We start from the raw sequence: 13,068 nt of genomic DNA, 5'->3' as shown, positions 1-13,068 counted from the left end.
GGAATGGAACTCCTCTCAAGCCCGGCGCTTACTTCCGGCAACCGGAGCGGACGGTGGCCGAGGGCCGGCCGTTTCTCGTCGCGACCGCTCGGGCCGCGATCCTCCGACCGATCTCAGAAATGGCCGATAACTTGTTAACAGCGTGCGTCCAAACTGCGTACATGCGGGACGGGGCCTTTCGGGACTCGGTCTCGCGGGACTGGGCCTTGCATCGCGTCGGACCGGTCGGCTGCACGCCGACCGTCGACTGCGCGGCGCCGCGCCTTACCGGGATGGCCCATGTGACGAACCGCCCCTCCCCGCGTTCCGAAGGCGGTCGGTACCGGCCATGACGGATACGGCTCATCAGGCGGTGCCGGCGGCCCTCGCGCAAACGACCCTCGCCTCGGCCTTCTCCGAAAGCCCGACGCCGATGGTCCTCACGGAAGTGCGGGGCGGCGCCCATCCCATCGTCTGGGCCAATGCGGCGTTCCTCGCCCTCACGGGCTACGCCTGGCACGAGCTCGAAGGCCGCAACTGCCGGATGCTGCAGGGGCCGCAGACCGACCGCGAGACCGTGGCGCGCATCTCCGCGGCCGTCGCGGAGGGCCGCAGCTTCGAGGCCGAACTCGTGAACTACCGCAAGGACGGCACCTCGTTCTGGAACGGAATGACCCTGTCGCCCGTGCGCGACGCCACCGGCGCCGTCACGCACTACTACTCGGCACAGGCCGACATGACCGGCAAGCACAGCCTCGAAGTCGCGATGACGCTCGCCAACATCGACCTCGAGCGCCGCGTGTCCGAGCAGACGGCGGACCTGCGCGCCACCCTGGAGCAGAAGACCGCCCTGCTCCACGAGGTCGACCACCGGGTGAAGAACAACCTCCAGGTGATCTCGTCACTGATGCTGCTCAAGGCCCGGCGCACCCCCGAGGGCGAGGCGCGCGACGCCCTCAACGGCATGGCCGAGCGCATCGGCGCCCTCTCGACGGTGCACCGCATGCTCTACTCGGCCGGGGACGTGACCCGGTTCGACCTGCGCGAATTCGCCGACGATTTCCTGGGCGACCTCGTCGCCGGCCTCGACGGCGAGCGTACGGCCGTGAGCGCCGCCATCGATTCCGTGGCGGTGTCGGCCGCCATGGCGGCGCCCCTGGCGCTGATGCTGCACGAACTCGCCACCAACGCCGTGCGCCACGCCTTCCCGGACAACCGCGCCGGGCGGGTGAGCATCACGGCGCGACGCCTGGACGGCGCCCTGCACATGCTGATCGAGGACGACGGCGTCGGCCTCGCCGCCGCGATCCCGAACCCGGCGGGCTTCGGCCGTTCCCTCGTGGAAATGGTCGTGCGGCAGCTGCGCGGAACCATCGCGTGGAGCGAGACGACACCCGGGACCCGGGTCGAGATCAGCGTGCCCCTCGACGCCATCTCCCTGCGCGAGGCGGCCGACACCACCGCCGAGGAGTTGCCGCAATGGGCCAAGTGACTCCGGGCGCGGGCGGGGCGGCACCGTGCCTGCGCATCCTGGTGGTCGAGGACGAGGTGCTCATCGCCCTCGAACTCGAATGCCTGCTCGAGGATCTCGGCCACGTCACCGTCGGCGTCGCCGGCTCGTCCCAGGAAGCCATCGCGCTGGGCCTCTCGACCCACCCGGACGTGGCGCTGGTGGACATCCACCTCATCGACGGCCCCACGGGCGTCGCCGTGGCCCGGGCGCTCAGCGCCGACCCGCGCACCACGGTGGTGTTCATGACCGCCAACGCCAAGCGCATTCCCGACGATTTCGCCGGCGCCGTCGGGGTGATCGCCAAGCCCTATTCCGAGCGGGTGGTGGCGGGCGCGCTCCGCTACGTCGCCGAGTGCCGCGCCGGCCACGCCGCGAGCCTGGACGGCCTCGACGGGTTCCGGCTCGCCGCCGATGGGTGGGAACGGCTGCATCCCTGAGGGAAACACGCCCGCGCTGTCTGCGAGATGTGCGAGCGCGGTGCCCGCAAGGAGGGGGAGCCCGGCCGCCTCACGTCTGTAGGCGTGGCGACGTCGGAAGCCCGTCGGCGGTCGGTCGTATGGACCCGGTGGCGCTTTGACGGGTCAGTCTTTTCCCGATCAGGTCGCAACACGGCATTTGCCGGCGTGAGCTGAACGGAATCGGACGCATGACGGCCCATAGGATCGAGACGATTGGATTTGTCCGTGGCGGACGCTCCGAGCCGACCGATGACGATTGGGGGCAAAGCCATTCCCTCATCGAACTGGACCCGGTGCGGTTCGGCGCGGATGCGTTCGCAGGCCTCGCTGCGTTCAGTCATGTGGAGGTGATCTTTCTCTTCGATCGCGTGTCGCCGGAAGCGGTCGAGGTGGGCGCACGCCATCCGCGCGGCAGGGCGGATTGGCCCCTCACCGGCATCTTCGCCCAGCGCGGCCGGAATCGTCCGAACCGATTGGGCGTGACGGTCTGTCGAATTGTGTCCGTCGAGGGCACTCAGCTCTCCGTCGAGGGTCTGGATGCCATCGACGGTACGCCCGTGATCGACGTGAAGCCGGTCATGCGCGAGTTTCTCCCTCGGGGGGAGGTGCGGCAACCGGACTGGGTGGCGGAGCTGATGTCGGCTTATTGGTGATGGAGCGAACGGCGGACATCCGCGTTAGGGCCGCCTCGTGCCGGTCGCCTTGGGAATGCGGCGAAGTCCGCCCCTGCTTCCGCCGGAGCGCGCAACTGCAGGTCGCTTGATGCGAAGGCCGGGCGGTGACTCACCCGTCCCGCGCCGCCTTCAGCCGATACAGCGCCTCCAAGGCCTCGCGCGGGGTGAGCGCATCGGGGTCGATGTCGTCGAGCACGCGGCGCAGGCTGTCCTCGCGCTCCGGGGGGGCTTCCTCCAGCGGCGGCGGCGAGAGGGCGGCGAACAGCGGCAGGTCGTCGATGCGCGGGCGCGTCGGGCGCTCGCGCTCGGACTTCTCTAGGTTCTTCAGGATGGCGCCCGCCCGCGCGATCACCCCCGGCGGCAACCCGGCGAGGCGCGCGACCTGGAGCCCGTAGGAGCGGTCGGCCACACCCGGCACCACCTCGTGCAGGAACACCACGGTGCCCCGGTGCTCGGCGACCTTAAGGGTGGCGTTGTCGAGGTGCGACAGGCGCTGGCCCAGAGCGGTCAACTCGTGGAAATGGGTGGCGAACAGGGCGCGGCAGGCGTTCTTCTCGTGCAGGTGTTCGAGGCAGGCCCACGCGATGGATAGGCCGTCGAAGGTCGCGGTGCCGCGCCCGATCTCGTCGAGGATCACCAGGGAGCGCCGGGTCGCCTGGTTCAGGATGGCGGCGGTCTCCACCATCTCGACCATGAAGGTCGATTGCCCGCGGGCCAGGTCGTCGGCCGCCCCGACGCGGGAGAACAGCCGGTCGACGAGGCCGAGCTGGGCGCTCGCCGCCGGCACGAAGGCGCCGATCTGCGCCAGCACGGCGATGAGGGCGTTCTGGCGCAGGAAGGTCGACTTGCCGCCCATGTTCGGGCCGGTGATGAGGCGGATGCGGCCGCGCCCCTCCCCCGACAGGTCGCAGTCGTTGGCGATGAACGGCTCGCCGGAGAGCCTGAGCGCCGCCTCGACCACGGGGTGGCGCCCGCCCGTGACGGAAAAGCCGTAGCCGTCGTCCACCACCGGGCGGCGCCAGTCGCGCTCCACGGCGAGGTCGGCGTGGGAGGCGGACACATCGAGGGCGGCCAGGGCCTCGGCCACGGACGCGATGGCGGCGGCCTGGGAGAGGGTCTCGCCCGACAGCGCGTCGAACACCGCCGTTTCGAGCCGCAGGGCCCGGTCGGAGGCGCCGGAGATGCGGCCTTCGAGGTCGCCGAGCTCGACGCTGGTGAAGCGCATGGCATCCACCATGGTCTGGCGGTGGATGAATGTCTCGCGCATCGCGCCCTTGAGGCAGCCCTCGCCCACCGCCTGCGGCACCTCGATGTAGTAGCCGAGCATGTTGTTGTGCTTGATCCGCAGGGTCCGGCAGCCGGTCTCCTCGGCGTAGCGCGCCTGCAGGGCCGCGATGACCTTTCGCGAGTCCTGGCCGAGCACCCGGGCCTCGTCGATCTCCGGCGAGTACCCTTCGCGGACGAAGCCGCCATCCGCGCGCTTGAGCGGCAGGTCGTCGGCCAGTGCCGCGGCGAGGTGCGCCACGAGGCCGGCATCGACCTGGGACAGCCCGGTTCCGAGGGCGGCGAGGTCGTCCGGCAGACCGTCGAGGGCGGCGAGGTGCGCGGCCAGGCCCTGCGCGGCGTCGAGGCCGTCGCGGAGCGCCGCGAGATCGCGCGGGCCGCCGCGCCCGAAGCCGAGGCGCGACAGGGCGCGGGCGAGGTCCGGCGCCCGCGCCAGGATCTCGCGGAACGTTTTTCGCGAGACGCCCTGCTCGCAGAGCCAGGCGACGGCGGCGTGGCGGCGGCGAATGGCGGCGAGGTCCGTGAGGGGACCGGCGAGGTGCTCGGCCAGCAGCCGCGCGCCGCTCGCCGAGACCGTGCGGTCGATGGCGTCGAGAAGGCTGCCCCGGCGCTCGCCCGACAGGGTGCGGGTGAGTTCGAGATTGGCCCGGGTCGACGCGTCGATGGCGAGGGTGGCGCCGCTGGCCTCCCGGGTCGGGGGCGACAGGGTCGGGCGCGCGCCGATCTGGGTGCGCTCGATATAGAGCAGGGCCGCGCCCGCCGCCGCGAGCTCGGCCCGGCCGAACTGGCCGAATCCCTCCAGGGTCGAGACACCGAACTGCGCCTTGATCCGTCGCTCGGCCCCGGCCGGCTCCAGCTCCGCCTGGGCCAGCGGCGTCACGGGAGCGGGAATCTCGCGCCACAGGCGGGCCAGCGCCGGATCGGCGTGGATGGTCTCCGACAGGACGATCTCGCGCGGCTCGTGCCGGGCGATGGCCGAGGCGAGTTCCGACGCCGGCACTTCGCTCAAGGCGAAGCGCCCCGTCGAGATGTCGAGGGCGGCGAGCCCGTAGGTGTACGCGGCCTGATCCTTGGCGGACTCCGATTTGGCGGCCCCGCCCTTGTTGCGGCCGATGGCGAGCAGGACGTTGGCGCGGGCCGGATCCAGGAGGCGGTCCTCCGTGATGGTGCCGGGGGTGACGAGGCGCACCACCTCGCGCCGGACGACGGATTTGGGCCCGCGCTTCTTCGCCTCCGCCGGATCCTCGGTCTGTGCGCAGACGGCGACGCGGTGTCCCAGCGCGATGAGGCGGCTGAGGTAGTCGTCGGAGCGCTCTACCGGCACGCCGCACATGGGGATGTCGGCCCCGCCGTGCTTGCCGCGCTTCGTCAGGACGATCCCCAGTGCCCGGGACGCGATCTCGGCGTCCTCGAAGAACAACTCGTAGAAATCCCCCATCCGGTAGAACAGCAGGCAGTCGGTGTTGGCGGCCTTGATTTCGATGTACTGCGCCATCATCGGCGTCGCGCCGGCGGTGTCGAGGACCGCCGCGCTGGTGGTGTAGTCCGACGGGGCGGAGCCGGTCTTCGGCATCGAACGGGCGGGGCGCTGCTGCATGGCCTGTGACATGGCGCCAGCCTAACAGACCCGGGCGTCCCTGATCAGCGCGGCCCGTCGCATCGGCTGGGGAGAAGCGCCGAACTCGGGCCGTTGCGCGCGACAGGTACGGCCCAACGAAAAAAGGCCGGCGCTCGCGCACCGGCCCTTCTGTCCGACCGGATCGGTCGGCGGTGTTCGGGGCGCTCAGTAGCGCGGGCCGCCCGTGGTCTGACCCTTCTGCTGCATGAAGCCCGGCTGCTGCGGGTTGCGCGCGTTCGGGTTGCTGCTCATGCGCGAGGCCGGACGGCGGTGCATCCGGTGACCATGGCCCATGCCGCGGTAGCGCATGCCCTGGTAGTGGCGGTGACGGCTCGCGACCTGCTCCACCGACTGGTCGCCGGCGACGATCGGGGCGCCGACCGGCATGGCCGGGGCAGCGGAGGCGGCGGTCATTCCGAAGGCGCCGAGCAGGGTGCTGGCAGCGAGTGCGATGGCGATCTTGGTCATTCGGTTCGTCTTTCGTCCATGCGCCGGGTGGGCGTCGGGGCATAAAGTCGCCGCTCAAGATTCCGTTCCGCGGAAACGTCGCAATAAACTTCGGCAACGGCCTGAAACGACTGACATTTTCGTTAAGCTGAACGGGATTAAGCCGGCCTGTCCGGACCGATGTGCCGAAACGAGCGACGCGGCACCGTGCCGCGAACGGCCCGCCGCGCCGACGGACGTCGGCCGATCTGTGATTCGACGATGCAAGTCCCGATCAGGATCGCATGCAGATCGAGCGATATCGAAACGGGTCCAAACGACTTCGCGTCTTCGGTCGGGGCTTCAATCACAATGACCGAACAATATCTACGTCACTGCGCAAGAACGATCAGGTCCAATATTTCGCCAAATACGCAAGTCTTTCAAATCTGTGCAAAAAATTGTGATTGAGAGCGGGATATTTTTCGTTCCAACTCCAGAAATAAACCGAAGGATGACTGTCTATCAGACCCGCCGAAGAGTCCTGTTGTTGGACCCGTCACGGGGGATCGGACGCCGGATCATACGATCTTAAAGAGTTTCCTCCTACGGTCGATCCAAGCCGGGGCTCCGATGCGGCGGGCGTTTCGTCCCTCCACCGAACCCGCGATCACGCTTCGGACGCTTGCCATGCTCACGACGATTCAAGGCCGCCTCGTCACGCTTCTCACGGTGATGGGCCTGCTCCTGCTCGGGGCGACGGCGATGGGCAACCTCGCCCTGCATTGGAGCCAGCAGAGCTTTCGCTCGGTCTTCGACGATCGCGTCGTCTGCCTGCGGCAGTTCAGCCTGATCCGGGACGCCTACGACGACCTCGTCGTCGCTTCGCGCGAGGTGAGGGACGGGCTCATCGCCGCTCCGGCCGCCAAGGCGCGGATCGAACGGGATCTGGCGAGCATCCGTACCCAGGCCTCGGCCTACCTGGCGACCTACCTGGCACCCGACGAGAAGCCCCTCGCGTCGGCCCTGCAGGACCGGATCGCCGGCAACGAGACCGTCGTCGCCGAACTCCTCCGGCGCATCGCCGGTGGCGCGCAAGGGGAACTCGCCACCGCCCACGCGACCCTGCTGGCGAACGTGGAAGCCACGAACCAGACGCTCGCGGCACTGACGGCGTTCCAGGTCCGGGAGGCGGAAGCCGAGTACGGTCGCGCCACGGCGCTCTCGGGCTGGTCGCGCCTGGCCTTGCTCACCGCTTTGGCCCTCGCGGCCGTCGCCATCGCGTACGGCGTCTACACGGTTCTGGTCCAGGTCTCCCGCCCCTTGCACCGCATGACCGGCACCATGGCGCGTCTCGCCGGGGGCGACCTCACCGCCGCCATCGACGGAGCCGACCGCCGGGACGAGATCGGCGCCATGGCCAAGGCCGTGGGCGTGTTCAAGCAGGCGCTCATCGCCAAGCTCGACGCGGACCGCGCGGCCGAGGTCGAGAATGCCGCCAAGATGCGCCGCACCCGGGTACTCGACGAGGCGACGCAGGCGTTCCGCAACCAAATCACCCAGCTGACCCAAGGCCTGTCCTCCGCCGCCACCGAGATGGAGGCCACCGCCCAGGCCATGAGCCGCACGGCGGACGAGGCCGCCGGCCAGTCCCTGAGCGTCGCCTCCGCGGCCGAACAGACCTCCGCGAACGTCCAGACCGTGGCGGCCGCGAGCGAGGAGATGTCGGCGTCCATCGGCGAGATCACCGTTCAGGTCGCGCGCTCCAGCGACATGGCGGAGCGCGCGGCGGCGGATGCGGCCGCCACCAGCACCATCGTGCTCGGCCTCGCGGAGGGGGCCGAGAAGATCGGCGCCGTCGTCGGACTGATCTCCGGCATCGCGGCGCAGACGAACCTGCTCGCCCTCAACGCCACCATCGAGGCGGCGCGGGCCGGCGAGGCCGGCCGGGGCTTCGCCGTCGTCGCCGGCGAGGTCAAGGAACTGGCGGCGCAGACCGCGCGGGCGACGGAGACGATCTCCGTCCAGGTCACCACCATCCAGGGCGAGACCCGACAGGCCGTCGCCGCCATCAGGGCCATCGAGGCGACCATCGTCGAATTGCGCAGCATCGCCGTCGGCGTCGCGGCGGCCATGGAGGAGCAGGGCGCGGCCACCCAGGAAATCGTCCGCAACGTGACGCAGGCCGCGCAGGGCACGCAATCCGTCACCGTCAGCATCGGCGGCGTCACCCGGGCGGCGGCGGAGACAGGTGCGGCGGCCTCTCAGGTCCTGGCCGCGGCCTCGGACCTGTCCCGCCAGTCCGAGCGGTTGAGCGGCGAAGTCTCGGGCTTCCTCGAGACCGTCCAGGCCGCCTGAGGCGCGCCGCGCAGGCATTGCGGCCGGCCCCGCTTGCGGCCGCGGCCGGTTCGCGGCACCAGGGCGGGCGATGCAACCTGCGCGCCCTCGCACCGATATGTCCTTCGCGGTTCTTCCCATCGAGGCGGTCCTGCCCGCCCTCGCGGCGGCGCTGGCTTCCCGCGCCTCGTGCGTGCTCGTGGCCCCGCCCGGCGCCGGCAAGACCACCCGCGTCCCCCTCGCGCTCCTCGACGCCCCATGGCTCGCGGGCCGAAAGATCATCCTGCTGGAGCCGCGCCGCCTCGCCGCCCGGGGCGCGGCCGAGCGCATGGCGCGCACCCTCGGCGAGCGCGTCGGCGACACCGTCGGCCTGCGCGTGCGCCTCGGCTCGAAGGTCTCGGCCCGTACCCGCATCGAGGTGGTCACCGAGGGCGTCTTCACCAGGATGATCCTCGACGATCCAGAACTCTCAGGGATCGGCGCCGTGCTGTTCGACGAGTTCCACGAGCGCTCCCTCGACGCCGATCTCGGCCTTGCCCTCGCGCTCGATGCCCAGGGCGCCCTGCGCGAGGATCTGCGCATCCTCGTGATGTCGGCGACCCTCGACGGCGCGCGGGTGGCGCGGCTCTTGTCCGACGCGCCCGTGATCGAATCGGAGGGGCGCGCCTTTCCCGTCGACACCCGCCACGTCGAGCGCGACCCCAACTGGCGCATCGAGGAGGTGATGGCCGACACGGTGCTGCGGGCCCTGCGCGCCGATCCGGGCTCCGTCCTCGCGTTCCTCCCGGGCCAGGGCGAGATCCGCCGGGTCGCGACCCTCCTGGCCGACCGGGTCGGGGAGGACACCGACATCGCCCCCCTGTACGGCGCCCTGACGCCGGCCGAGCAGGACCGCGCCATCGCCCCCTCGGCACCAGGGCGGCGCAAGGTGGTGCTCGCCACCAGCATCGCCGAGACCTCCCTCACCATCGAGGGTGTGCGCATCGTCGTGGATTCCGGCCTGTCGCGGGTGCCGGTCTACGAGCCCGGCCTCGGGCTGACCCGCCTCGTCACCGCCCGGGCCTCGCGCGCCTCCGTCGACCAGCGCCGGGGCCGCGCCGGCCGCACGGAACCGGGCGTGTGCCACCGCCTGTGGTCGGAGGTCGCGACCAACGCCCTCGAGCCGTTCGGACGCCCCGAGATCCTGGCCGCCGACCTCGCGGGCCTGCTCCTCGATTGCGCCGCCTGGGGTGTCGCCGACCCGACCACCCTCGGCTTCCTCGACACGCCGCCCGCCCCGGCACTGGCGGAAGCCCGCGCCATGCTCTCCGACCTCGCCGCCCTCGATGGCGACGGCCGCCTCACCCCCATGGGGCAGGCGCTCCGTGCCCTCCCCCTGCCCCCGCGCCTCGCCCGGATGGTGGTGGCGGCCGCCGCCCACGGACGGGCGCGCGAGGCGGCCGACCTCGCCGCCGTGCTGGTGGAGCGCGGGCTCGGCGGCGACGCCGTCGATCTGGGCGACCGGGTCGAGCGCTACGGCCGGGATCGCGGGCCCCGCGCCGGGGACATGCGCCGCCTCGCCCAAGGCTGGGCGAAGCAGGCCGGGACCTTCGCCGCCGAGGCCACGACCGCCTCCGCCGTCGATTTCTCCGAGCCCGGCCCCCTCCTGGCGCTGGCCTATCCCGACCGGGTGGCGCGGGCGCGGGGCCGCGACGGCGAGTTCGTCATGGCCAACGGCCGCGCCGGACGCCTCGATCCCGCCCTGGCGCTCGCCCGCGCACCGTTCCTCGTCGTGGCCGACATCACCGGCACCGCCGCGCAAAGCCGCATCCTCGCCGCCGCCCCCATCGGCCTCGACGCCCTCGAGGCGCTGTTCCCCGAGCGCATCGCCAGCACCGATCAGGTCACCTTCGACCGGAGCGCGCGCGCCCTGCGCGCCCGGGGGCTCCGGCGCCTCGGCACGCTGGTGCTGGGCGAGCGCATCCGACCGGTGCCCCCCGATGAAGAATCCGCTGCCATCCTGGCCCGGGGTGTGGCCGAACTCGGGCTCGCCGCCTTGCCCTGGACGCCGGCCCTGTCGCAATGGCTCGCCCGCCTGCGCTTCCTGCGCGCGGCCGATTCAGCCTGGCCCGACCTGTCGGACGAGGCCCTCACGGCAACCATCGAGGCGTGGCTCGCGCCCGAGATCGTCGGGCGCCTCGGAGTCGATGCGATCACTCCGGACGATCTTGGCCGGGCGCTGCACGCCCTGCTGCCGTGGGACCTGCGCGCCCGCCTCGACACGGAAGCCCCGACCCATGTCGCGGTGCCGACGGGCTCGCGCATCGCCCTCGACTACGACGCCGAGGGCGGCCCGGTCCTGGCGGTGCGGGTGCAGGAGCTGTTCGGCCTGGAGCGCCACCCGTCCATCGCGGGCGGGCGCATTCCCCTGGTGCTGCACCTGCTCTCGCCGGCCTCGCGGCCGATCCAGATCACACGGGACCTGCCAGGCTTCTGGCGCGGCTCGTGGAGCGCCGTGCGCGCCGAGATGCGCGGGCGCTATCCCCGCCACCCCTGGCCGGAGGACCCCGTGGCCGAGCCGCCGACCCGGCGGGTGAAGCCGCGCGGCACATGAGGTTCTTCGGATTTCTCGCGCGTGCCTTCGATCCGCGCGGCCGCATGTCGGCGGGCGCTTACCGGCGCGTCTTCGTCCGGACGATCCTGTACGGGGCGGGTCTGCTTTGCTTCGCCATCTGGCTCGCCGGCCTCGGGGGCCGTGCGGCGGCGATCCTCACGGCGGCCACCCTGCCCGTCGTCGGCCTCGCCATGCTCGCCGCCACCGCCCGGCGCCTGCACGACCGCGACCGTTCCGCCGGGTGGCTCGTCCCCTGGGGCCTCGCCCAGGCCGTCGGCTTCGCCCCCCTCGACCGGCTGGTCGACACCGCCCCCCTCCTCGTCATCGCCCTGCTGCTGGCGATGCTCGGATTCTCGGCCTGGTTTTTCGTCGAGACGCTCATGCGGCGCGGCTCCTCCGGCGCCAACCGCTTCGGGCCGCCGGACGATGCGGGTTAGGGCGCAAGCTGAGGGTCTCACCCCTCTACGCGGTGCGCGTAGGGTGACGGAACACGGGCGCTCGTTTTTCGCGAGCGACGGCGTTCCCCCTATCTCGCGGGCAGCGCGGGTCCCCTCTCCTTTCAGGAGGGGGAGTCCGGTCACGTCCCTTTCAGACGCCTCGCGGCGTGCGAAATCCAATGGTAGGCGGATGCGTGACCGAGGTAGCCTGGACGTGATGAGAGGACGCCAAGCCGTGACGAGGGGGCCGATCGTAGGCGGCTCACTGCCTGCGCCTCTTCAAGCAGTCCCGCCCAGCACGGCGCCGAGATAGACCTCCTCGACCTCGCAGAACGGCACCCCGTCCGGCGTCGCGAGGAGCGCCGCGATGGAGAACAGCGGCGCGGCGGCGGATGGCGGCGCGGCGGCGGCGTAGAGGGTACGGACCGCCAGGGTCCGGCGCATCGGCGCCAGGGCGTGGACCACCCGGCCGAACGGCACGTCCGTCTCCGCCAGGGCGTGGTTCATCGCCGGGGTCAGCCGGGCCGCGACGTACCAGTTGTCGGCGATCGAGAGCACGTGCGGGCCGCAGACGAGGCGCACCCGGCGATGGCGCGAGGGCGCGTCACCCGTCAGGGCGAGGCGGTGGCGCTGCGCGTCCGTGGGAGCGGTCTCGGGTCCGGGCAGGCGCTCCGCTCTGAGTTCGGCCCGCGACAGGCCACGGGCGGCGCACCACGCTTCAAGCACGGCGGTGGCGCTGGGTCCGGCGCGGAGGCGTTCGGTGAGGGTGGCGATCAGCGCAACGTGTGCCGGCAGCGTCATGAACGGGGGCGGCTCGGCATGGAACTCAATCGGGGCGATGCGGTGCCGGGGACGGATCGCCCGGCTCACACCCGTGCCGTCCCGTCACGGCCGAACCGAAGACGCACGTGACTCCGATGAAAAAGCTGGCTGACGACGGACCGGACTGGTGGAGCCTAACGGGATCGAACCGATGACCTCTTCCATGCCATGGAAGCGCTCTCCCAGCTGAGCTAAGGCCCCACATCGTCTAGTCTGGTCGTCCGGGTTCAGGTTCAAGGGAAACCTGATTGGTGGAGCCTAACGGGATCGAACCGATGACCTCTTCCATGCCATGGAAGCGCTCTCCCAGCTGAGCTAAGGCCCCACTTTGGTGCCACCGAACCCAACCCTGCGGTTGGTTTCGTGGGCGTTTCGACCGGCCTCCGCGGTGGCGGCCGGCGATGGCGGTTCTATATTCGGCCCCCGCTTGGGCCTCAACCCCCTTTCTCGCCGGCCGGCAAAGTTTTTTCCCGGCCGGTGCAGAAGTGGGGTCAGCTCTCTTCGTCGTTCTCGATGTCGCCGTCGATGAGATCGGCCACGTCGTCGTCGCCGGCATCCTCCTCCTCGAGGAAGGTGTCGTCGCTGTCCGCCGAATCGGAATCGCTGTCGTCCGTGGTGGTGTCGGTGTCGTCCTCGGCCGCCTCGACCTCGTCGAGGGAGACGATCTCGGGACCGCCCTTCTCGGCGTCGGTGTCCTCGTCGTCATCCGCCGGCACGGCGGCGGCGCGGGCGGCGAGCGCCGGGGCGGCGACGCGGCTGCTGGAGGCGATGGCCTGATAGATCGTCCCGCATTTCGGGCAGGTCGCCGGATCCTTGTCGAGGTCGTAGAACTTGGCGCCGCAGCTCATGCATTGACGCTTCAAGCCGAGTTCCGGTCTGGCCACGGGCGAACCTCTAGATACACTTTTCGGGGAGGGGCCCCGTTAG

The 13,068-nt window shown here is 71.2% G+C and carries 10 protein-coding genes and 2 tRNA genes; 6 read left to right on the top strand and 6 right to left on the bottom strand.

Going from position 1 to position 13,068, the window contains the following annotated elements:
- The first annotated feature begins 328 nt into the window (after nt 1–328).
- From ASF25_RS11220 to ASF25_RS11210, 3 genes are all read left to right on the top strand, one after another.
- Complete coding sequence (locus ASF25_RS11220) at nt 329–1,471, top strand: histidine kinase dimerization/phosphoacceptor domain -containing protein (protein ID WP_056304685.1); 1,143 nt, start codon at nt 329–331, stop codon at nt 1,469–1,471.
- Nucleotides 1,459–1,929 (top strand): response regulator, encoded by a 471-nt coding sequence (locus tag ASF25_RS11215; protein ID WP_056304684.1) that lies wholly within the window; start codon nt 1,459–1,461, stop codon nt 1,927–1,929. The genes ASF25_RS11220 and ASF25_RS11215 overlap by 13 nt, the downstream gene beginning before the upstream one ends.
- 209 nt (nt 1,930–2,138) lie before the next feature.
- The gene (locus tag ASF25_RS11210; RefSeq protein ID WP_056304682.1) at nt 2,139–2,603 is read left to right on the top strand and encodes an SAM-dependent methyltransferase; all 465 of its coding nucleotides are present in this window, start codon (nt 2,139–2,141) and stop codon (nt 2,601–2,603) included.
- A gap of 130 nt (nt 2,604–2,733) precedes the next feature.
- On the opposite strand, the gene mutS is transcribed toward ASF25_RS11210, so the two are convergent.
- Both mutS and ASF25_RS11200 read right to left on the bottom strand, forming a co-directional pair.
- Nucleotides 2,734–5,481, bottom strand: coding sequence for a DNA mismatch repair protein MutS (mutS, locus tag ASF25_RS11205; RefSeq protein ID WP_056304709.1), 2,748 nt, complete (start codon nt 5,479–5,481; stop codon nt 2,734–2,736).
- A gap of 210 nt (nt 5,482–5,691) precedes the next feature.
- Nucleotides 5,692–5,994: a hypothetical protein gene (locus ASF25_RS11200; protein WP_056169526.1), complete on the bottom strand. Its 303-nt coding sequence runs from the start codon at nt 5,992–5,994 to the stop codon at nt 5,692–5,694.
- Nucleotides 5,995–6,642: 648 nt separating this feature from the next.
- Here ASF25_RS11200 and ASF25_RS11195 point away from each other — a divergent pair.
- The 3 genes from ASF25_RS11195 to ASF25_RS11185 all read left to right on the top strand — a co-directional run bounded on the left by ASF25_RS11195 (nt 6,643) and on the right by ASF25_RS11185 (nt 11,319).
- Nucleotides 6,643–8,310, top strand: coding sequence for a methyl-accepting chemotaxis protein (locus ASF25_RS11195; RefSeq protein ID WP_056304708.1), 1,668 nt, complete (start codon nt 6,643–6,645; stop codon nt 8,308–8,310).
- Between the two features lie 97 nt (nt 8,311–8,407).
- A complete protein-coding gene (hrpB, locus tag ASF25_RS11190; protein ID WP_056304680.1) occupies nt 8,408–10,882 on the top strand; it encodes an ATP-dependent helicase HrpB in 2,475 nt (824 codons plus the stop codon).
- Complete coding sequence (locus tag ASF25_RS11185) at nt 10,879–11,319, top strand: DUF805 domain-containing protein (RefSeq protein WP_056304678.1); 441 nt, start codon at nt 10,879–10,881, stop codon at nt 11,317–11,319. Before hrpB ends, ASF25_RS11185 begins: the two co-directional genes overlap by 4 nt.
- 279 nt (nt 11,320–11,598) lie before the next feature.
- Here the strand turns inward: ASF25_RS11185 and ASF25_RS11180 are convergent, their stop codons facing one another.
- The 4 genes from ASF25_RS11180 to ASF25_RS11165 form a co-directional block, all read right to left on the bottom strand.
- Entirely contained in the window at nt 11,599–12,120 is a 522-nt protein-coding gene (locus tag ASF25_RS11180; protein ID WP_056169534.1) for a hypothetical protein, read from the bottom strand.
- A gap of 146 nt (nt 12,121–12,266) precedes the next feature.
- Nucleotides 12,267–12,342: transfer RNA gene (locus ASF25_RS11175), tRNA-Ala, on the bottom strand.
- A gap of 48 nt (nt 12,343–12,390) precedes the next feature.
- Nucleotides 12,391–12,466, bottom strand: a tRNA-Ala gene (locus tag ASF25_RS11170).
- Between the two features lie 166 nt (nt 12,467–12,632).
- On the bottom strand, nt 12,633–13,025 hold the full coding sequence (locus ASF25_RS11165) for a TIGR02300 family protein (protein WP_082502617.1): 393 nt from the start codon (nt 13,023–13,025) through the stop codon (nt 12,633–12,635).
- Nucleotides 13,026–13,068 lie beyond the last annotated feature (43 nt).

Origin of the sequence: Methylobacterium sp. Leaf100 (assembly GCF_001422845.1) — a bacterium.
Classification (GTDB): domain Bacteria; phylum Pseudomonadota; class Alphaproteobacteria; order Rhizobiales; family Beijerinckiaceae; genus Methylobacterium.
The sequence above is the reverse complement of the archived record's forward strand: the minus strand, read 5'-3'. Positions and strand labels throughout refer to the sequence as shown.

What these genes read in the sequence shown, in the direction of transcription:
- ASF25_RS11220 (WP_056304685.1), top strand. Translation starts at nt 329, where the DNA reads ATGACGGATACGGCTCATCAGGCGGTGCCGGCGGCCCTCGCGCAAACG.
- ASF25_RS11215 (WP_056304684.1), top strand. Translation starts at nt 1,459, where the DNA reads ATGGGCCAAGTGACTCCGGGCGCGGGCGGGGCGGCACCGTGCCTGCGC.
- ASF25_RS11210 (WP_056304682.1), top strand. Translation starts at nt 2,139, where the DNA reads ATGACGGCCCATAGGATCGAGACGATTGGATTTGTCCGTGGCGGACGC.
- mutS (WP_056304709.1), bottom strand. Translation starts at nt 5,481, where the DNA reads ATGCCGAAGACCGGCTCCGCCCCGTCGGACTACACCACCAGCGCGGCG.
- ASF25_RS11200 (WP_056169526.1), bottom strand. Translation starts at nt 5,994, where the DNA reads ATGACCAAGATCGCCATCGCACTCGCTGCCAGCACCCTGCTCGGCGCC.
- ASF25_RS11195 (WP_056304708.1), top strand. Translation starts at nt 6,643, where the DNA reads ATGCTCACGACGATTCAAGGCCGCCTCGTCACGCTTCTCACGGTGATG.
- hrpB (WP_056304680.1), top strand. Translation starts at nt 8,408, where the DNA reads ATGTCCTTCGCGGTTCTTCCCATCGAGGCGGTCCTGCCCGCCCTCGCG.
- ASF25_RS11185 (WP_056304678.1), top strand. Translation starts at nt 10,879, where the DNA reads ATGAGGTTCTTCGGATTTCTCGCGCGTGCCTTCGATCCGCGCGGCCGC.
- ASF25_RS11180 (WP_056169534.1), bottom strand. Translation starts at nt 12,120, where the DNA reads ATGACGCTGCCGGCACACGTTGCGCTGATCGCCACCCTCACCGAACGC.